General features: G+C 27.5%; 19 protein-coding genes. 3 read left to right on the top strand and 16 right to left on the bottom strand.

The window, feature by feature from the left end:
• Window positions 1-280 precede the first annotated feature (280 nt).
• Window positions 281-2,038, bottom strand: coding sequence for a sigma 54-interacting transcriptional regulator (locus I4V51_RS13660; protein ID WP_195988988.1), 1,758 nt, complete (start codon window positions 2,036-2,038; stop codon window positions 281-283).
• Between the two features lie 141 nt (window positions 2,039-2,179).
• Between I4V51_RS13660 and I4V51_RS13655 the strand changes: the two genes are divergently transcribed.
• On the top strand, window positions 2,180-2,359 hold the full coding sequence (locus tag I4V51_RS13655) for a hypothetical protein (protein ID WP_195988987.1): 180 nt from the start codon (window positions 2,180-2,182) through the stop codon (window positions 2,357-2,359).
• A 65-nt stretch (window positions 2,360-2,424) separates the two neighbouring features.
• Here the strand turns inward: I4V51_RS13655 and I4V51_RS13650 are convergent, their stop codons facing one another.
• The 12 genes from I4V51_RS13650 to I4V51_RS13595 all read right to left on the bottom strand — a co-directional run bounded on the left by I4V51_RS13650 (window position 2,425) and on the right by I4V51_RS13595 (window position 18,028).
• Window positions 2,425-6,414, bottom strand: a complete 3,990-nt coding sequence (locus I4V51_RS13650) for a pectinesterase family protein (RefSeq protein WP_195988986.1) — start codon at window positions 6,412-6,414, stop codon at window positions 2,425-2,427.
• A 273-nt stretch (window positions 6,415-6,687) separates the two neighbouring features.
• Window positions 6,688-8,133, bottom strand: coding sequence for a HAMP domain-containing sensor histidine kinase (locus tag I4V51_RS13645; RefSeq protein WP_195988985.1), 1,446 nt, complete (start codon window positions 8,131-8,133; stop codon window positions 6,688-6,690).
• A gap of 1 nt (window position 8,134) precedes the next feature.
• Complete coding sequence (locus tag I4V51_RS13640; protein WP_195988984.1) at window positions 8,135-8,833, bottom strand: response regulator transcription factor; 699 nt, start codon at window positions 8,831-8,833, stop codon at window positions 8,135-8,137.
• Between the two features lie 146 nt (window positions 8,834-8,979).
• Window positions 8,980-9,957, bottom strand: coding sequence for an FAD:protein FMN transferase (locus I4V51_RS13635; RefSeq protein ID WP_195988983.1), 978 nt, complete (start codon window positions 9,955-9,957; stop codon window positions 8,980-8,982).
• Between the two features lie 73 nt (window positions 9,958-10,030).
• Window positions 10,031-10,588, bottom strand: coding sequence for an FMN-binding protein (locus tag I4V51_RS13630; protein ID WP_195988982.1), 558 nt, complete (start codon window positions 10,586-10,588; stop codon window positions 10,031-10,033).
• A 15-nt stretch (window positions 10,589-10,603) separates the two neighbouring features.
• Window positions 10,604-11,524: a 4Fe-4S binding protein gene (locus I4V51_RS13625; protein ID WP_243281514.1), complete on the bottom strand. Its 921-nt coding sequence runs from the start codon at window positions 11,522-11,524 to the stop codon at window positions 10,604-10,606.
• Window positions 11,525-11,833: 309 nt separating this feature from the next.
• Window positions 11,834-12,559, bottom strand: coding sequence for an FMN-binding protein (locus I4V51_RS13620; RefSeq protein WP_195988981.1), 726 nt, complete (start codon window positions 12,557-12,559; stop codon window positions 11,834-11,836).
• A 23-nt stretch (window positions 12,560-12,582) separates the two neighbouring features.
• Window positions 12,583-13,353 carry an ABC transporter ATP-binding protein gene (locus I4V51_RS13615; RefSeq protein WP_195988980.1) on the bottom strand — a complete coding sequence of 257 codons (771 nt, stop codon included), beginning with the start codon at window positions 13,351-13,353 and terminating at the stop codon, window positions 12,583-12,585.
• On the bottom strand, window positions 13,353-14,345 hold the full coding sequence (locus I4V51_RS13610; RefSeq protein ID WP_195988979.1) for an iron ABC transporter permease: 993 nt from the start codon (window positions 14,343-14,345) through the stop codon (window positions 13,353-13,355). The genes I4V51_RS13615 and I4V51_RS13610 overlap by 1 nt, the downstream gene beginning before the upstream one ends.
• A 2-nt stretch (window positions 14,346-14,347) precedes the next feature.
• Window positions 14,348-15,238, bottom strand: a complete 891-nt coding sequence (isdE, locus tag I4V51_RS13605) for a heme ABC transporter substrate-binding protein IsdE (protein WP_195988978.1) — start codon at window positions 15,236-15,238, stop codon at window positions 14,348-14,350.
• 36 nt (window positions 15,239-15,274) lie between these two features.
• Entirely contained in the window at window positions 15,275-15,931 is a 657-nt protein-coding gene (locus tag I4V51_RS13600; protein WP_195988977.1) for an NEAT domain-containing protein, read from the bottom strand.
• Between the two features lie 99 nt (window positions 15,932-16,030).
• Window positions 16,031-18,028 (bottom strand): NEAT domain-containing protein, encoded by a 1,998-nt coding sequence (locus I4V51_RS13595; protein ID WP_195988976.1) that lies wholly within the window; start codon window positions 18,026-18,028, stop codon window positions 16,031-16,033.
• Between the two features lie 249 nt (window positions 18,029-18,277).
• Here I4V51_RS13595 and I4V51_RS13590 point away from each other — a divergent pair, with 249 nt between their 5' ends.
• Window positions 18,278-19,003, top strand: coding sequence for an AraC family transcriptional regulator (locus tag I4V51_RS13590; RefSeq protein ID WP_195988975.1), 726 nt, complete (start codon window positions 18,278-18,280; stop codon window positions 19,001-19,003).
• Window positions 19,004-19,049: 46 nt separating this feature from the next.
• On the opposite strand, the gene I4V51_RS13585 is transcribed toward I4V51_RS13590, so the two are convergent.
• From I4V51_RS13585 to I4V51_RS13575, 3 genes are all read right to left on the bottom strand, one after another.
• Entirely contained in the window at window positions 19,050-19,994 is a 945-nt protein-coding gene (locus I4V51_RS13585) for a CPBP family intramembrane glutamic endopeptidase (RefSeq protein ID WP_195988974.1), read from the bottom strand.
• 134 nt (window positions 19,995-20,128) lie between these two features.
• Window positions 20,129-20,332 carry a heavy-metal-associated domain-containing protein gene (locus I4V51_RS13580; protein ID WP_195988973.1) on the bottom strand — a complete coding sequence of 68 codons (204 nt, stop codon included), beginning with the start codon at window positions 20,330-20,332 and terminating at the stop codon, window positions 20,129-20,131.
• Window positions 20,333-20,414: 82 nt separating this feature from the next.
• Window positions 20,415-21,083, bottom strand: coding sequence for an HAD family phosphatase (locus I4V51_RS13575; protein WP_207745966.1), 669 nt, complete (start codon window positions 21,081-21,083; stop codon window positions 20,415-20,417).
• A 163-nt stretch (window positions 21,084-21,246) separates the two neighbouring features.
• Between I4V51_RS13575 and I4V51_RS13570 the strand changes: the two genes are divergently transcribed.
• Entirely contained in the window at window positions 21,247-21,789 is a 543-nt protein-coding gene (locus I4V51_RS13570; RefSeq protein ID WP_195988972.1) for a spore coat protein, read from the top strand.
• Window positions 21,790-21,923: the final 134 nt, after the last annotated feature.

Below are 21,923 nucleotides of genomic sequence, written 5' to 3'. Positions count from 1 at the left end.
ACTACTTCAAATAAAATTTTTACTAAATCATTACACTAATATTTATAGCAATAACCATGCCAAAATATTTCCAGTTTTAATTTAAAATTTTACTTTTTTTCAAAAATACACTTAAAAACAACGCTATTTGAATAAGTTTTTTATTTATTTTAGATTAAAATTTACCCCAATTATCAAAATGATAATTTATTATCATTTTGATAATTGGGGTAAACATAGTATTATACTAATTACTTGTATTAAACTAATAAAATTTTATCATTTTGATAAAACTTTATTGTTATTCTAATTTTCTATATAATGTTGCAATACCAATTCCTAATTTTTTAGCAGCTATTTTTTTTCCTTCAGTTGTATCACCATATATTTCGAGTGCCTTTTTTATATATTTTTTTTCAATATCTTTTAATGAAATTATCTCTTTTATACTATCATCATATTTTTCTTCTAATCCCATTTGTTCATGAAAACTTTCTATAAATGATTGTGGTAGCATTGTATCGTTAATTATACCTCTTTCATCACATAAATTTACCATAAATTCAACTACATTTTCTAATTCTCTTATATTTCCATACCACTTATACTTTTTAAACATCTCTAAGACATTATCTTCTATTAAATATACTGATTTGTTAAATTCAATATTATATTTATCTATTAATGAATTAAGTAATAATTCTAAATCACCTTTCCTTTCTCTTAAAGGTGGAATTTCTATGGGTATAACATTTAATCTATAATATAAATCTTCTCTAAACTTTCCTTTTCTAACTAATTCTTTTAAATCCTTATTAGTAGCCGCTATAACTCTTAAATCTAAAGAAATTAATTTATTAGACCCTATTCTTACTATTGTTTTTTCTTGCAATACCCTTAATAGTTTTACTTGCAAGTATAATGGCATATCTCCTATTTCATCTAAAAAAATAACACCCTTATTTGCTAATTCAAATTTTCCAATTCTCCCATTAGAATTTGCACCAGAAAAAGCTCCTTTATCATATCCAAAAAGCTCACTTTCTAATAAAGTATCTGGTATTGCTGCACAATTAATTGCAATAAAAGGCTTATCTTTTCTATTTCCTTCACAGTGAATAGCTCTTGCTACTAACTCCTTTCCAGTTCCGCTCTCCCCTGTAACTAAAACAGTTGAAGTTGAATTGCTAATTTTTCTTATTTTACTCTTTAAAATCATCATTTCTTTAGAGTCACCTAAAATTGAAAATATATTTGTTTTATTTATTCCATAAGTTAATGTAATTGCTTCTTCCTTTATCTTTTTTAATTTATTAAAAATTAATACACTATTATAATCCTCCAAGTTAATAGCACTTGGTATTAACCTTCCAACAACCTCATATTTTTTTCCGTTTATTTCTATAATATAAATTTGTGATTCTTGAAAATAATCTCCTGTTAACTCTATTTTAATGTTCTGCCCAACAATATTGGTATTTAGAGCTAATTCCTTTATTCCTTTTAGATTTATACTACTTATTATGTTATTATTTTTTATAACAATTACTCCATCATTTACTGAATTAATTATTTGTTTTAGAAACACTAAATTTTTTCTCTGAATCATTTCTTCATTTTGCTCAATAATCTTTGCAGAAATTAATTCCGACATATGCCCTATGAAAGCCATTATACTATTAAAATTTTCCTTTAATCTTTGTTTTTGCTTATCAGTTGTGCATACTAAGCCTATAACTCCAAAAGTATCTTCCCCATAATAAATTGGATAGCTTATCTCCATTTTTTCTAAACAATTATCTTTATCTATACACTTCTTACATAACTTATTTTTACCTGGATTCTCAATAACTTGCATCTTTCTCGTTCTTAATGTTTCTGAATAAACTAATCCATTCTTTTTTATATTTATTCCAATTTTCTTTCCATAAATTCCAGTTCCAATAATCCTATTTAAATTCTCATCAACTATCTCAACATCTATTTTTAATATATTAGAAATAGCATCTGCATAAGACTGTAAATATTCCTTTATATCATTTAATCTTATCAATCTCATTGTACCCTCCATTTAATCATCTCAAACCCCTTTTATTTAATTTTACCTTTTTATACATAAAATGTAATTATATATTTTAATATATATTCTTATTTTTAGTAATACTAAGTATATAATGATACTTATAAAGGAGTCCTAATAATGAGTAAAATGAAAAAAATAAATGATTTAACTACTGTTCAAATGGAATCTTGTACAAAGTGTGCAAAAAAATCTAAGGAACCTAATGATGGATACTTTATAGAAAAAGACCCTAATGATAGCTTTAGTTCAGAAGGTACAGTTAGATATGGTGAAGAACAAGATGTAGATGACTTATAATTATTTCACTTTATAAAAAAGAAGTTAATTAATCTATTCTAATAGTTAATTAACTTCTTTTCAATTTATTTTTTATTTTTCTTTTTAAACATAAATGTTCCAACAGCTATAATTGCTACTGCAACTACTAATACAACAACTGCTGATGTACCACCTGTTTGTGGTAAATTAATATCTTGTTCTGTATTATTTGTACTATTATTGTCATTTCCATTTGATGGAGTATTATCTCCTTGAGTATTATCATTTCCTGGCTTAGATATTTCTGAATCTATAACCTTAGCTTCTACTGTAACTTTTATAGTTTTCGTTACACTTGACCCTTGACTATCTGTAACCTTATATACTACTTTATACTCTCCAGCTTTTGTTGTATCTACAGTATTTTCTATAACTTCAATACTTGATGTTATATCACCATCTTCTTTATCATTTGCAGTAACACTATTCATAAGTTCAAAGTTATCTCCAACTTTTATTGTTAAGTCTTCCGCCATAATTGATGGTACAGTATTCATTCCTACTAATACTGGATTTACTATTACATTTATAGTTTTTGTTACACTTGCTCCTTGGCTATCTGTAACTTTATATACTACTTTATATGTTCCAGCTTCTGTTGTATCTACAGTATTTTCTATAACTTCAATACTTGATGTTATATCACCATCTTCTTTATCATTTGCAGTAACATTATTCATAACTTCAAAGTTATCTCCAACTTTTATTGTTAAGTCTTCTGCCGTAATTGATGGTACAGTATTCATTCCTATTAACTTTGGATTTACTGTTACAATACAAATTTCTGTAACACTTCCTGCAGTTATAGTTATTGTTGTAGTACCAACCCCTACAGCAATAACATTACCATTTTCATCAACAGTAGCAATATTATTATCTGCTGACTCAAATGTTACTGACTTATCAGTTGCATCTTCTGGTCCAACTACAACATTTATTGTTTTAGTATCTCCAGGTGTTAATGTTATTTCATTTGAATCTAATGTAAGTGAATCTACTAAAACAACCTTACCATATAAATCATGTATATTAATCTTTGATGTTTCTAATTGAGGATTCCAATTATCCTTAAATGCATCCTGTCCATTTACTGTTGCTGAATCTGTTGCAAATACACTTTCCAATGTATATTTTGAAGCTTCATCAACTGATAGAATATTTCTAGTATCACTTAATTTTGCACCTGGTCCAAAACTTCCAAATTCATTAAAGTCAGCTGTAACTGCTAATGAATCTCCCATATCATCCCAACCCTTAGTAATTATATGATCTCCCATATAACAATTTACATAAGTAACTGCTGGTGTCATAGGCTCAGTTTGACTACTTGGTCTCCAAGGTCTTCCTAATGAAACAGTATTATCTGCTATATCCCCAAGACCTATTAATCTTGAATTCATTATTAAATATCCATAACTGTCTTTATCCCATGTATCTGCAGCTGTTACATATCCGTTATTAGTAGTTGACCCTCTATTTACTGATGCAATATCACAATCATCAAACACAGCTTGCGCACGTCCAAATATAAAGTCAACGTCACCTTCTATATAACATTTGTAATAATACTGTCTCGCTGGCACTGATCCACTTGCATCTGCTAATAAAGTATCTTGATTTCCAATAAATCTTGTATTTATAAAAATACTTTCATCTGCTTGGCTATTTAATGCAACTGCTTGTTCGTTATTATTTCCTTGCTCAACAAATGAATTTTCTATTGTTAAATTTTCAGTAGTAAATCCAATTGCTTTTGACTTAACTATTACTGATGCACTTTTACTTGTACCATAAGCTTTTCCTGTACTTGGATCAATTGTTCCATTTGCTGCATCGTAAGTTAATATAGTATTTTCACTATCTTCACCTATTAAACTTATATATGGTGATTCAACTGTTATTTTTTCTTTATAAGTACCATTCTTAACTAATATTACTACTCTTTCAGTATTCTTTTTACTTACTGAATTAATAGCTTCAGTAACAGTACTATAAGTTGGCTTTCCATCTACTAATTCACCATCTTTGCCAGTATATTTACTATCAACAACTATGTTATATCCTGAATTAGTTAAATAAACTATATTATAAGTTTTTAATGTTGTTTTTCCATCATCTGTAGTTTGATATATTTCTATATTATTTCTTCCTGGATTTAATTTAATTGATTGCTCAAAAATTTCATTTGAAGATTTTGATACTGAATCAACTAAAGTTTTTCCATCTTTTTTTATTGTTATAGTTCCATCTTTATCTGTATATCCTGAAAGTTTTATACTTGAATTAAATACAGTATCATTCGGCTCTTCTGTCATGGTAAACTTTGCAGCATTTTCTTCATATTGAAGATTTAATGGATTGCTATTGTTAGGTAATGCTCTCACAATTTGTGAGTCATTACTCTCACCATCTTCATTTGCTGCCACAACTTTATAGAAATAGTTTGTAAAGTTTATAACGTCTGTATCAACATATTCATTTTTAGATATAGTTGCAATATCTTCAAAATCTCCATCTATGGCTGTAGCTCTCTTAACTATATATTTAGTTGCTCCTTCTACATTATCCCAAGATAAACTAACCTTTGAATCTCCAGCCACTGCACTTATATTTTCTACAGTATCAACTGGTCTTTCTTCTAAATTAGAATCATAATAAATTTTATCTGCAGTTTCAATTTTAACATTATCATATGTAGCTACTGCTGGTGATTCACTTCCAGCATTGCTCACTACAAATCCAACATACCAAGTATTATTAGTTGTATTTACAGTTTGAGCATTACTTAATGTTTTATCTGCTGGGAAGGTTGGGTCTTCTGATATATAATATCTAAATACATTTCCTTCTTTAACAATCTTTATATAATTGTTTTTTGAATCTGCAGTTAAACCATTAATTGCTGCTGCCCCACATCTTCCAACTGCATTATCTCTAAATGCATATCTATATTGATTTTTACTTGGTTCTACATATACACCAAAATAATCAGCATTATTGCTTGTATTATCAGCACGCATAAATACACCAGCTTGCCCATACTTAGCATTATCCATATTAAAATCTGAAAGTCTAGCTGTTATTGTAGCATCACCTTCAACTTTATAATTAACAAAATGATAGTTATCAGTTGAATTAGTATCCTTTCCTATATATGTTCCTGAACCATTAATAGTAAAATTCTTATTTTCTTTATCAAAGTTAGCATATGCACTAATATCATCATTTCCAATAGCACTATTTTCAAATCCTTCTGGTAAATATCCTAAATTAGGAACTACAAAAGTGTTACTATCAAATAAAACTCCTGTACCATCATTTATTAAAATATTATCAAACTGTGCTATAGCATTTGATGTGCTATTTCCGTTATTTACAGCAAATCCAACATACCACTCATTGTTATTAGTAACAATATCCTGTCCCTTCATTACAGTCTTATCTGCTGGGAAAGTTGGATCATCTGATATGTAGTATTTAAAGTTTTGACCCTTTTTAACTAATTTTATATATAGATTTTTATTATTTGAAGTTAATCCTTCAATACTTTCTGCACCAGTACCACCTTTTTCTGATTCATAATCAGAAGTATCTCTATATGCATATCTATAAGCATCCATACTTGGATCTACATAAACACCAAAATAATCTGCATTATCAGTATCACTAGTACTACGTATAAATACTCCTGCTTGTCCGTTTTGAGCATTAGTAAAATCAAAATCAGCAAGTCTAGCTGTTATAGTAACATCCCCAGTTACTTTATAATTTACAAATTGATAACTATCCTTAGCTCCTGGATCTTTACCTATTTGTGTACCTGAACCACTTACAGTTAATACTTTTGTATCTTTGTCAAAATTAGCATTTCCATTTTGTGCATTATCTTGTCCAATAGCTACACTAGTAAATCCTGTAGGTAAATAACTTAATATTTCTCCACTATATACATTCATGCTTGGCACAATATATGCTAACATAAATATAAATGTAAAAAGAAAACTTAAGGTTTTACTTTTTAGAATTCTTTTCATTTGTAATTTCACCTTTTCCTATTGTTTTTATTTTAACAAATATAAAATTATAAAACCGACTATAATCCTTTAATAAAGTATTATAGTCGGTTGCACTATTAAATCATTATATCCCAAAGTCCCCACATACAGGATATACTTTATAGCTTTCATTTTATATTCTATAAAAATAGTGCTATACCCCAATTATCAAGTCTATACTTTTACACTAGTGAGTTGTTGGGTTAAATACCATTTTATATTTGCGATTACTTTTACATTTCCAAATATATTCTATATCTTTAATATTATTTTAAACCTTACTCCATCATCAATATTCTTAACATATACCGCTCCATTATGCTTATTTATAATAGATTTAACTATAGATAATCCTATTCCATGCTTTCCTTTGTCTCCTTTATAAAATCTTTCAAAAATATAAGGTAAATCTTTTTCTTTTATGTGTTCACCGTCATTCTCTATAGAAATTACTATTCCATTTTCCTTTTTCTTACATACAATAACTATCCTACTTTTTGCATATCTAAGACCATTAGTAATTATGTTTAAAAAAGCTCTATAAATACTTTTTTCATCACATTTAAATAAAACAGGATCTTTGTCAAAGTCATATATAAATTCTATTCCAAGATTAATGGCTCTCACTTTTTGTTTTGCAGTACAATTTGATAATATTTCTCTTAAATCATACTCACCTAGTATATAATCCTTTGTTATATTATCAATTTTAGAAACATATAAAAGTTCTTCTATTAATTCAATTAATCTATCACTTTCCTCTAATATAACTTCACTTGCACTTTTATTGTCTAGCACATTATATTTTATAGCTTCTGCATATCCCTTAATAGACATTAGAGGCGTTCTTAATTCATGTGATACATTTTGAAAAAAGACCTTTTGATCTTTATCATAATTATCTAATTCTTCAGCACTCTTATTCATAACTTTTACTAGCTCATCAATTTCTCTATCTTCAAAATCATGTTTACATGTATTAAAATTACCTTCTCCAATTTCTTTAGCAAATTTACCTAATATTTGTATTGGCTTTGCAATTTTATTAGAAAGTATGATAGCTGTTATTATTGCAATTATAGCTGCAATAACCATTATTAAAATTAATACACTATTAATTTCTTTGGCAAACATTAAAATATCACTTATATTTATATATAATATTAAGTAATACTCTTCTTCACTTTCTAAATTACTTATTTTTTCATGACTAATATAATAAGTTCCATTATTAGTTGTTATTTTATTATTTTTTTCTGAGTTTAGATTTATGTTATGGTTCCTTACCTCTGTTATTATTTCTTCATAGACTTCATTATAACTATCGTCTTCATCATAAAAATCAAAATCTGCTGTAGGAAATGTTATTTCATAATTTGAATTAACTATAATTATTTGAGAACCAGCTTGATATTTTGCCTTTTTAACTTTTTCTTGAAAGTTACCTAAATTTCCATGTAATAATCGATTTTTTTCTGGATGATTATTCCACTGCTTTCCATTGCCTAAAGTTCCCTCATTACTTGAAATAATTTCTCTTGCTTCATTTAACTTTTGATTTGAGCTAGTTTTTATATATTTATTAACTAATAAATTAAAAAATATGGCTATTCCAATTATAATAATTCCAACTATGCTTAATATGCTTATAAGTATTCTTGTCTTTATACTCTTTTTTCTTTTATTTCCCTTAGCCATATTAATTCTCCTTAAGCCTGAATCCAAATCCCCAAACCGTCTCTATAGAAACCTTAGTATTTAATATTTTTTTTCTTAATCTCTTCACTGTATCATCAGCAGCTCTTGTCTCTACTTCACTATTATATCCCCATACTTTGTTTAACAACTCTTCCCTAGATACAGCTCTATCCTTATTTTCAAAAAGATAACTTAATAAATTAAACTCATTGGGTGTTAAATCCATCTCATGATTATTGTGTTTTACAACTTTACTCTTAGTGTTAATAATTATATCACCAAACTTTAATTCTAAAATTGAATTATTACTATCTTCATTTTTCTGATTTTTCTCAAAATCTATTCTCCTAAATATAGCCTTTACCCTCATAACAAGAGCCATTGGACTAAACGGTTTAGTAAAATAATCATCACTTCCTAATGATAGACCAGTTATATAATCTATATCACTATCTCTTGCAGTTAACATAATTATTGGAACTATACTTTTTTCTCTTAATTTTGTACATACTTCAAATCCATCAGAACCTGGCATCATAATATCTAAAATTACTAAGTCACATTTTCTCTTCTTAAATTCATCTAATAATAAATCTCCATTTTCAAAATCTTTAACTATATATCCTTCACTTTCTAAAAAAGTCTTAACTAATCTTCTTATATTTGCTTCATCATCAGCAATATATATTAATTTTTCCATTCTTATTTCTCCCTATAAATATATTAAATTCACTTAATACTATTTTAATTTAATTAGAAATTTTTAACTATATTAATTTAATATAAAGCAAAGACTCTTATATCAGACTTTGATATAAGAGCCCTTATTTTAATTTTTTACTATTTTTAAAAAGCTAATACCTTATAATTTTCAAATAATTTAAATCCTTCCAATAAATCTTTAGTAAGTATTATTTCATTCTTATCTGTAACCATTATTCCACTAATATTATTTTTTTTCATAAATTCATAAGCTTTATCTTTTCCCATAATAAATAATGGTGTGGAAAGTGCATCACCTTCAATAGATGAAGTACTTACTATAGTTATTGATTTTAAATCAGATTTAACAGGATAACCAGTTTTAGCATTTAATATATGACAATATAATTCATTATTATATACAAATGCCCTCTCATATCCACCTGATGTAACTATTGATTTATTTTCAACCTCAACAGAACAAATAATATTTTCACTATGTTTTTTAGGCTCAAATATTCCAACATTCCATAATTCTTCTTTATTTTTTCTTCCTAAAACCTTTATATTTCCACCTATATTTATTATAGCTGATTCTATATTATTATTTTTATAAAATTCTATTATTTTATCTGCAATATATCCTTTTGCGATACCTCCTAAATCTATTTTTTGATTTTGTCTTAATAACATAACTGATGAATTAACTTCATTTAATACAATATCCTCATAATCAACCAAACTAAGTAATTCTTTAACCCTCTTATTGCTTAAAATGTTAGGATTATCACTATTAATTGCCCATTCTTTAACTAAAGGAGCTATAGTTATATCAAAAATACCATTAGTTAATTTAGAATAATAAACTGATTTTTTTAATATCTTAAAAGTATCAGCTGAAACTCTTGTAAACCCTTTAGCTGCACTTTTATTTAATATATTTATCTCACTGTTTTCTTTAAAAAAACTTAATTTTTCTTCAAATTCATTCATTATTAAAGTTGCTTTATCTGCTATTTTCTCTACTTCAGATAACTTATTTTCTCCATTTTCACTATAGATTATCTTTTGATTAACTTTGGTATTAAATATAAAGTCTTCTTTTTCAAAAAAATCTTTCATATAATTATCACTCCTATATAAACTTATCTCAAAGTATTTATTTCATTCTCTAACCTTAGTAACATTATTTTTATTAAGAATTTTGCGCATTACTTAAAGCATTATTTACAGCATTTATTATTCCTACACTTGTATATGTTGCACCCGATACCGTATCTACATTTATACTTTGCAATGATACTATTTCTGATGGTACAGTTTCAATGGCTCTCTCACAAAATCCTGGTGTTTCATTATGACTAACTACTTGGACATCTGAAATTTGTCCATTTGATATGGTTACTTCTACCTTTAATCCTGAAGAGTATCCAGATGAAGTTCCAGCGTAAGTTCCATCGTCATATTGTCCACTTGTAACATTAACACCTTCTGTACTATCTAAAGAAACTTCTCCTTTATGATGATTGCCCTTACCACCATCACCTCTTCCCTGTCTACCTCCATAATTTTGTGTAAAACTTTCACTTGAGCCATTACTTCCATTAGAAAATGAGTCAATATTGTTACTATTAGCTACTTGAGAATTAATTTGATTATTTGCTTGAAAATTGCCAATTACACTAGTTCCTACAGCGCCTGTAATAACTCCACAAACAGCTGCTGCCACAATTTTATTTCTACTATTTTTCATTTTAACCCACTCCCTCTATTTTTTATCAGTAAGATAGAACTTATCACCTTTTATATTATTATCTTCTACAGAACTACTTAATAAATTATCTGTATTCTCTTCTTCATTATCCTTTGAAGTAAATGAAATTGTATTATCCTTTGGACATACTTTATCTCCTACACATTCCATACATGAAATACAACTTAAATTTCTTAATTCTTCTTTTTTATGTACCTCAATTCCCATTGGGCATTCCCTAGTACAATTTTTACAACTTATACATGTTCCTTTATTTCTAAACACTCTAAAAACCTTTATCTTATTAAATAATCCTAAAAATGCTCCATATGGACATACATATCTACACCACGGTCTTTGCACAAAAAATGATAAACCTATTATTAATACTAATATAGCAAATCCTATAATACCCAAGACAGTAAACTTTCTATTAAATATTGATAAATATGCATGATAAGGATTGATTGCTTCTAATAATGCAACTGATGAAGTTGCGGTTAAAATCACTGTTAATACTAATACAACATATCTTAAATATTTAAGCTTACTGTCTATTTTCTTTGGAATAAATGTATTATATTTTCTTTTAAATATCTTTTTCCCTAATCTTGATAATAAATCTTGTATTGCTCCAAATGGACAAATAAATCCACAAATAATTGGTCCAAAAAGTACTGCTGACATTATTGCTAATCCTATTATTATTCCAAGAGCACTCTTAAGCTTTACTACTAAAAGAGTGGATGATGCAAAGAACTGATAAATACTAGTTACTCCACATACTGGACAAATATAATGAAATAATGCTTCCGATATCCATGGTATTTCTATTCCTATTGTGCTTAAATAATGATTTAAAGCAGCTATCGTAACAGTAATTAACATTATTATTTGTACTGTTAATCTTATATGTTTTATTTTAGATTTCCTCAAGCTTATTCCCCTCCTAATAATTTATTCTATATTTAAATTTTATAGTTTTGTAGAAATAAAATCTCCGTAAAATCATGGCATAACTGTGGCATATTTGTGGCATATAATAAATACCATTATCAAAATTGATTATTAAATAATATTTCAAAGTAAAACAAAAGTTAAGGACCTAATAGCCAATTAAGGAGTTTAATTATAATAAGCTAAATTAAACTCCTTAACTGGCTGTAAGGCCCTTAACTATAAATTACTTCACAATTTATAAATTTTATTAACTAATATTCTTTTATTACATTTTATACAAAAAAACTAAGCCTTACTTAACGCATCACTTACTGCATTAATAATTCCCTTACTAGTATATGTTGCCCCTGACACTACATCAACACTAGTACTTTGAATTTCTAGTATTTTACTAGGTATCTGTTCTATTGCCATATCAGCAAAACCTGGAGTATCATTATGACTAGTAACAATGATACTTGTTATTACATCATTCGATATTTGTACATTGACTTGTAACGTACCTGCAAAGCCCGATGCTGATCCTGAATAAGTACCATCCTTATATTTAGATGTACTTTCTACAACATCATTGGTAGTTGAATTAGAATTTCCACTATTACTTATTTCACCTTTTCCTTCTTCAACTATAATATTGTTAGATGTACTATTACTTGTATTATTTACAGTAGTATTTTGTGTGTTTTGAGTATGAACTTCATTGCTTGAACTAATTGTGTTACTATCATTATTATTTTCAACATTGTTACTATTTGATAATACTTCCTGATTATTATCTATAATTTCTTTATTATCATTTGTATAACTCTCTACTTCATCTTTAATATTTTCCTCAGCTATCTCTATTTCTTCAGAAACAACCTCATCATTATCTATTTCAATCTTTTCAATATCTTGTGGTAATTCTGCCTTTGCCCCTTTTTTATTACCAATTATAAAACTTGCTCCAATAGAACTTACTATAACCCCACAAACAGCAGTAGCTAATATCTTATTTTTACTATTCTTCATATCAATATCACCCTTTATTAATCTTATAATTTCAATGGAACAAAAATAGTTTCTTTTTCTATTTGACTGATAAATCCACCAATTTTATATACATCATTAAGTAGATTCATATTTATAACTTCCTCTGATCTACCATTAGCTATAGCTTGTCCTGATTTCATTACTATTACATTATCACTATATTTTATAGCCTGATTAATATCATGTAATACCATAACAACAGTTAAATTACTTTCTTTATTCAGCTCTTTAACAAGCTCTAATATCTCAACTTGATGATAAATATCTAAATATGTAGTTGGCTCATCTAAAAATAAAATTTCACTTTTTTGAGCTAGTGCCATGGCAATAAAAGCTCTTTGCCTTTCTCCACCCGACATTCCCATAACAGCTTTATGGCTTAAATTTTCAAGTCCAGTTCTTTTTATTGCCCATTCTATTATATGAGCATCATTTTCATTATTTCCTTGGAAATACTTTTTATGAGGAATTCTTCCACAAGATACCAATTCTTTTACAGTAATATCACTTGGAACTGTATTTTGTTGATGAACTGTGGCGATTTCTTTTGCTAACTCCTTTTGTTTTAATAGCTTTATAGATTTACCTTTAATGGTTACTTCCCCAGAGGATGGTTTATTTAATCCTGCAAATATACTTAATAAAGTTGATTTTCCGCTACCATTAGGACCTAATATAGTTGTTATTTTTCCTTTTTCTATTTCAACATTTAAGTTGTTAATAATTTTTTTTTCTTTATCATAAGAGAAACATAAATCCTTTGCTTTTATCATTACTTTAAGTCACTCCTTCTTAAAAGATATAAGAAAAATGGCGCTCCAAATATGGCTGTTACAACCCCTACTGGTATTTCATTAGGCCGCATTACCATTCTTCCAACAGTGTCTGCAAATAAAACTAAAAATCCTCCTACTATCCCACTAAAAGGAATTAAGTATTTATGATCTGATCCTATTATAATTCTACAAACATGAGGAACAACTAATCCTACAAATGATATTATTCCGGCAATTGATGTTGATATACTTGCTAAAAATACAGCTACAGCAGTTACTATTATCATATATAACTCTGAATTAAATCCTAAGCTCCTTGCATTTTTACTACCAAGGACTAATATATTACATACTTTACTCAATACTAATGCTGCAATTATTCCTATCACTGAATAAATCAATAATATGTAAACATTACTCCAATTAACTGTTGCTAAGCTTCCCATCATCCATTTTTGAATATTACCAGATCCAAGCCCCGCACTAACTGTTATCATTGATGAAAATCCACCTAATAATGCATTACAAGCTGCCCCAGCCAATACAATTCTTATTGGAGATAATCCATTTTTATATGCCATAAAATAAATAATTACACAACAAACTAACCCACCAAAGAAACCAAATATAGGTCTCAAACTAGTAACACTTGGTACAAATACCATAAAGAAAACTGTTACTACACAAGCACCAGAAGATATTCCTGTTATATATGGGTCTGCTAATGGGTTTCTTATTACTGCTTGCAACAAAACTCCTGCTATTGCTAAATTAGCTCCAACTAATACAGCAATAATTACTCTCGGCATTCTTAAATCCTTTATTATTCCAATATTTCCATCTGTTTGTCCAGAGAATAACCCACTTATAAGTTCATTAAATGTAATATTAACACTACCTAATTTTAATGATACAAGTACAGTAGCTAATAGTATTAACAGTGATATTATTATAAATAATACTTTAAATTTTTTATACGAAACTTTCATAACTATTCTCCATCACCATGAACTATATCACTTAACACGTCTAATCCCTCAATAACTTTAAGATTTGCACTCATACCAAAATAAGTGGTATCTAAATATACTACATTTCCCTTTTTTACTGCATTTATATTTTGCCAAGCTGAATCAGTAGACATTTCTTTTTCTAATGCAGCTTTAGTTTCTTCTGGCATTGCATGTACCATAACTAAAATCTTTTCTGGATTAAGCATAGCTAAATCTTCCTTATTGTAAGTTGTAAATGATGTACTATTATCTTCAACTATGTTTTTTCCCCCAACCATTTTAACTAAACTTCCAATATAAGATTTTGATGTTGCTATCATAGTTGAACCTGGTGCTGCAAATAAAACTAAAATTTCAGGATTTTCTAGAATTTCTGCTTTTTTCTTCACTTCCGATTCCTTTAATTCTATTTCCTTTAATAGGTTTTTAGCTTCATCATTTTTATCAAACTTTTTCCCTAAAATAGTTATTGCTTCTTTTAATCCATCTAAGCTTTCTAAAGAAACAAATTGACTTGGTATATTATTTTCTGTGAATAAATTCATATAATCTGAACCTAATGTATCTACTGATACTACTATAGTTGGATTTAAAGATTTAATTATTTCTAAATCTGGACTCATTGGATTTCCAATTTCAACTGCTCCTTCAGTACTTTTCGGTAATTCATATGATGTTTTTGGTACTCCTGAAACCTTAACTCCTAAAGCATCTAATATTTCTGTTACAGCAACAGAGGTTGCAACTACTACTTCTTCACCACTTTCCATAGCTACATCTTTATTTTCATTATTATCAGAACTACAGCTTACTAAATTTAACATCAAAATTCCTGTTGCTATCATAGACATAATTCTCTTATATTTCATAATGTATAACCTTCCTACAACTTACTTTATAACTAATTATTTTTTCTTTACTTTTGTAATTACTAATGCTCCAATTACAGCTACAGCAATTACACCACCTATAAGCAAAGGTAAATTACTATTTTCCTTTTTTTCAGCTACTACTGCTAAATCTTCTTCATAAGAAGAAACAGCTTCACTTTCATCCGAAGCTGCTTCTTCTGTTACTATATCCTCAACTTCGTCTTCAATAGCTTCTACTAAAGTTAAAGTGTCCATTTTAGGTATAACCTTAAATTGAACATCTCTTTCCATAGGTCCAACATAAATAATAGCATCCATATCAGCATCTACTTTATCAACTTCAACTTTTAATTTAACAATTCCCTCTTGAGTATTTTCTTCTAATATCTCAACTGGAACCTCTTCTCCATTAACTTTCATTCTGTAATTTTCCATATAATCACTGCCTGAGAAACCTATAGTATAAATTATATGTTCTTTTGTTACTTCAACACTCATTGATGGTAAAAGATACGTTCTTGACATTGCCATTCCAGTTTCAGATTCATGATAAACCTCATTTTCAACTTCATAAATTCCACTTGCAATATTAATTGCTGTAGCATATGTACTCTTGCTTCCTAAAATAAAAAATATTCCCAAAGTCAGTACTGCTATTGCCATTAATTTAATTTTATTTAATATTTTCATTGCTTTCTTCTCCTCAAAATAAAAACTAAATTAGGAGGCAAATAAATAGTTGAAACTATTTTCTTTACCCCCTGAGATATTACATACTTTCCAATTAAATTACTTTCTTTTTTTTGTTAAAACTGTTCCTGCTGATGTTAAAAGTAATCCTAATCCAGCTACTGCCGCCGAGCTAGTTGCTGCACCAGTTTGTGGTAGAGTATCTACTGTATATTCCTTAATAAATGTTAATGTATCTTTTAATAACTCAACCCCAAACTCAACTTCTCTAGACATTGGAACTACATAAGTTTTTACTTTTATAGTATCGTTTAAGCTTGAAACCTTAAATCTAATATTAGTTGAATCTCCATTAGTAGTCTTAGTTACAGTAACTTTTTTGCCATTTACATAAATTTCATGGTTTTGCATAAACTCGGCTCCTGTGAAAGTTAAAGTTACATAATATTTTCCTTCAATTTCTTCAACTTTTGAAGTAGAATTTAAGTACTTTCTAGCCATTGTTCTTCCCGTTTCACTTTCATGAGTTACGTTGTTTTTAATAGAATATAACTTTCCTTTTGTAACTTTTTCTTCCTCAGTAGTTGTTGTATTATTTCCTGTTGTTCCATTGCTTGTACTCTCATTATTAGAAGAACCTCCAGTTGTTGTTCCACCTGTTGTTCCATTGTTTGTTGTATTATCTGTAACTAATGTTAATGTATCTTTTAATACCTTAACTCCAAACTCTACATTCCCCCCCATCATAGAAACAAATGCAGAAATTTTTATCGAATCATTTAGACTTCCAACAGCAAAACTTAAGCTAACAACTTCACCATTTAATGTTTTAGTTGCATCTACTTTTGATCCATTAACATATACTGTATGATCTTTCATCATTGTTGATCCCATAGCTGTAAATGTTAATGTAACATATCTCTTACCATTTACATCTTCAACTTTTAATGTTTCTTCTAACGCTTTTCTTGCCATACTTAATCCAGTTTCACTTTCATGAGTTACCTCATTTTTACCTGTATAAACTTTTGTTCCTTTTTCTTCAGTTGTTCCATTATTTGAACCACTATTATTTGAACCTTCACTTCCAGTGCTTCCACTATTGCTTTCATCATCTGGCTTATTTTGCTCTCCATTGCTTCCTGATTCATTATCATCAACTTTAATTAATGAATCTATATCGTTCACAAAGTCAATTGATTGAACCTCACTGAATCCCATAGCTTCAACATTTATATCCATTTCAACTTCAACATTTGCATCTATTGTTGGTACTTCAAATGTTACTGATTTATCTTCATTTATAATTGAATTAGTCGCTATTCCATTAACCTTTATATTAGTATTTCTTATTCCAGTTAACCCAAGCCCCTTATACTTTAATGTCATAACTATTTTTCCATCTTTTACAGTTACAACTGTTTTATCTTCTATAAACTGTCTAGCCATACTTTGTTGAGTTGTTCCAACTTTATAAGTTGAATTATTTAACATATAAGTTCCATCTTCTAAAACTGCTGATTCTTCACCACCTGTATTTCCATTATTATTTGAATTATCATTATCTGGAGTTTCAGGTATTTCAGGTGTTTCACCATTTACAGAATCATCTATCGTAGGTATTGAACTTGTATCATTTACTAAGTCAAAAGTTGTTCTATGAACCCAATTCATTGCTTTAACTTCATATGTTACATCAATATTAATTTTCGAATCTATTGATGGAACTATAAAGCTAATTGATCCATCTTCATTTTTTATTAATTCTATTTCTTCACCATCAACAGTAGCTCCATGTACTTCTTTTATAACATCTATTCCCGCTTCATTAAATTTAATAGTTACTGTGATTTTACTATCTTCAACCCTTATAGTAGATTTTCTTTCTATATAATTCTTCATACTACTTTCTGATTCTGAATTTGCTTTAAGAACTTTATTATCTACTTCATATGTTCCATTTTCTACTTTTTCACCAATAGTTAATACTGCTTCACTATCTATTACTGTTGCTCCAACAGTTTGTATATTACTCCCTAATACTGTAGTTGTAACCATTATTGCAGCTAACATTGTACAAAGTTTCTTCTTTAACATAAATTATATCCCCCTAAAATTTTATTTTATCTATTTATCTACATTGACATATCATTAAATATCTTTCATAATGATTGATATTGATTATCATTTACTTTTTATATATTATCATATTTTACAAAAAAACATTTTAACTATATTTATATATTTTTTAACTATATTTTGTTTAAAACATTTTTTATGTATATTAAGCAAATTTATAGTTTCTCGAAATATTCTAAATTATTAAACAAGGAGGTTTATTCTAATATGACTTTAAGTAATGCTTTTACTAATTTTTTTAATTGTTTAATTGTACCTACGATTGTTCTAAATAATAACTTTGATGTTATTTCCACTTATAAAAGCGATTCAAATATAAAAAACTCATTTTATACGCCTAAAGCCATTGATAAAATAAAAAAACATAGTTTTAAACCTGGAATTTTAAAATTAGATCTTTGCCACAATATAAAATACAGCTGTATAATGTTTAGCCATTATAATGATACTGAAATGTATATTTTAATTGGTCCGTATACAATTGAAGGTGATTATAACTTTGAAAAAGATATATTATGTATAAATACTTCAACACTAAATAATGTTTTAAATTTTTACTCTTTTATTATTGATAAGCATATTTGTCCTCATAGTATAACTAAAAACAACTCCCCTTGTGTTATGCGCGCAATTGAATATATAGAAAAAAATTATACTAAAGAAATTTTTATAGATGATCTTTGTAAAGAATTAAATATTAATAAATGCTATTTTTGTAGCATATTTAAAAAAGAGACAGGCTCTACTTTCATAAATTACTTAAATTCTTATAAAATAGAAAAAAGTAAAGAACTATTAAAAAATCCTAACTTATCACTTTTAGATATTGCTTTATCTGTAGGATTTAATAATCAAAGCTATTATAGTACTGTTTTTAAAAAAATAACCGCAAAAACTCCACTTGAATTTAGAGAAAATTTTATTCAAAAATAAAATTAGCTGTCACATAAAAATTCCATTTAATGTGACAGCTAATTTTTTAATTTAATTTTAATTCTTCTTTATTTTTAATTTTCATAAACTCATCAACATCATTATTTTTATAATATCTATATACAAAATAAAATGTTAAACAGGTTATTATAGTTACAACTATTCCCCCTTCTGGTCCAAATGCGCCTCCATTTATTATATTGTTACTTATATTCTCCACTTTATATAGTCCATTTACACTAATTCCACTTACCCCAAATCCCCAAACATATCCTTGAAAATAATTCCAAGTTATATGATATCCTATGGGCATCCAAAGACTTTTAGATTTCATAAACATATATGCAAATAATACGCCAACTAAAAATAAATTAATAAACGATAATAAATCTATCCCATTATTTCCTAAATGTAATGCAGCAAATATTAAGGCTGGACCTATCAATACTATCCATTTGTTTCTTGTTTGCTTTAATACAGACATAATATATCCTCTAGATAATATTTCCTCTCCAAAACCAACAAATATAAAACCTATTAATCCATATAATAGCGATATTGTTATTTGAGGCTTTCTAATTGGATTTATTAAACTAACATCACCTATAGAAATTATTACTATTGCTACTATGCTCATAGCAACTGCCCCTAAAGCTAGTCCTACTATTAGTTCTTTATACCCTTTTTTAATAGATGTTATACCCATCTTACTGATCTTTTTCTTTTCGAATAATTTCCATATGATAATACAAGATAAAATAAATAATATATTATTAATCGAAGTTGTAAGTTGAAAAATCAATTCATATTGTGTAGTTGAATCTACATTAAAATTCATTAAATAATCAGTATTTCCATTTGATAAAAGAAAAATACCTATTATTACCCCAAATAACATAGTGGCTCCAAAGGTTAAAGCATATGCAAGTATAAATACTAAAAGTATTTTCCAGCCACTTCTTACCTCATTATACTTATTTTTGAATATCATATTTCTCCCTCCTTTTATATAATTAAATTTTATCATTACTACCTCTTATTTTACAATATTTTCTATAAATATAATGAATCAAAATAAAAATGCTGATAAGCTATCTAATCCTATCAGCATTTTATTCTTCTTTTTTATTCAACTCTATGTCCAGTATTCTCTATGCAACTTCTTATTTCTTGCTCTGTTGCTGGTTTATTATAAATTACTTCAACACTTCCACGTGCCATATCTACACAAACATTATCTACACCTTCTATTTTTTCTAATGCATTCTTTATTTGTGTTTTCATATTTTCATTTGCAATCCCATTTACCATATAATGTTCTCTTTCCATTTAAAAATACTCCTTATATAAAAAAATTATATAAATAGTATTCACCAAAAACATTATTACTATTAATATTAATCAGAAATTTTTATTCTATATTAACTAGCTCATTTCTTATTTCGTTTAAATTGTTAAAGCTCTTATAGCAATTTTTTAAAATATTTTCATCTGCTTCTTTTAAATCTACAACATGAATAGGAATCATCCCTGCATTAAATGCTGCTTCTATTCCTGCACTTGAATCTTCAATTACAATACATTCACTTGGTTCTACCATTAACTTTTCAGCAGCTTTTAAAAATATCTCAGGATTAGGCTTAGTTTCTCTAACTTCATCGCGACATACTACAGCATTAAAAAATTTTTCAATATTTCCTTGTCTTAATTGCTTAAATGCTCGCTCTGAAACAGCAGATGTTGCAAGTGCAACTTTAAAGTCATTATTTTTTAAATATTTTAGAATTTCATGAACTCCACTCTTTAAAGGAACTCTTTTTTCTATAGCCATAGCTAAATTTTCATCCTTTTCTATATACATATCATCTATTGGTAATTCATCTCCAAATGCATTTAGGAATACTTTCTTTACATTTTCACGTCCTGTTCCTAATACCGATGCATATATATCCTTTGTCATTTTATATCCGTATTTTTCAAATACTTCTGACCATACACTTAAATATACCATTTCAGTATCAAATATTACTCCATCCATATCAAATATCACTGCTTTTATTTTGCTAATCTCTAAATTCATACTATTTATTACCATCCCTTATTTATTACTAACTAAAAATCATCATAATAATTCATATATAATAATTATATCATATTTTACCCAACATATTTTTATCTTCATAACATATTAAAACATGAATATTATCTCTATTTTTTATAAAACTAAAGTTGGAGGTGTTTTTATGTTAAATTTAAATGCAAAAGAAAGAATGCTATTACAAGATGAAAAAAGCCATGAAGAATTATGCATTGAAAAATACAATGAATATTCTGAAAAGGCTTGCGATCCCCAATTAAAAACATTATTCACTCAGCTTTCTCAAAAAGAACAGCAGCACTTAGATACAATTAATCAAATGTTATCTGGAACTGTTCCAAATATAAATGCTGCTCAAGGTGCACAACAACAACAACAACAACAACAACAACAACAACAACAACAACAACAACCTATGCAAACTCAAAATCAACAACAAACTTCTCAACCACAACAACAAAATGCTACTGGAATAACAGCTCAACAAATGCAAAGTAATTTTAACCATGATAAAATGTTATGCCAAGATTCATTATCTGGAGAAAAATTTGTTTCTTCAACATATAACACAACAATTTTTGAATTTAGAGATACTAATGCAAGGCAAGTACTAAACCATATACAAAAAGAAGAACAAGAACATGGTGAAAAGATTTATAACTATATGCATCAACATGGAATGTATTAATTGATACTTGAGTAAAATTTATAAAAACTTCACTAGAAATTCCTAGTGAAGTTTTTCGAGACTGTAGATAATTTTGTGTAATATAGTTTCTTATAAATTAAATATTACTGGAAATTTTGATTTCCAGTAATATT

It is taken from the genome of Clostridium sp. D53t1_180928_C8, from assembly GCF_015667795.1.
Taxonomy (GTDB): Bacteria; Bacillota; Clostridia; order Clostridiales; family Clostridiaceae; genus Clostridium.
This window is presented reverse-complemented; position numbering and strand designations above follow the sequence as displayed.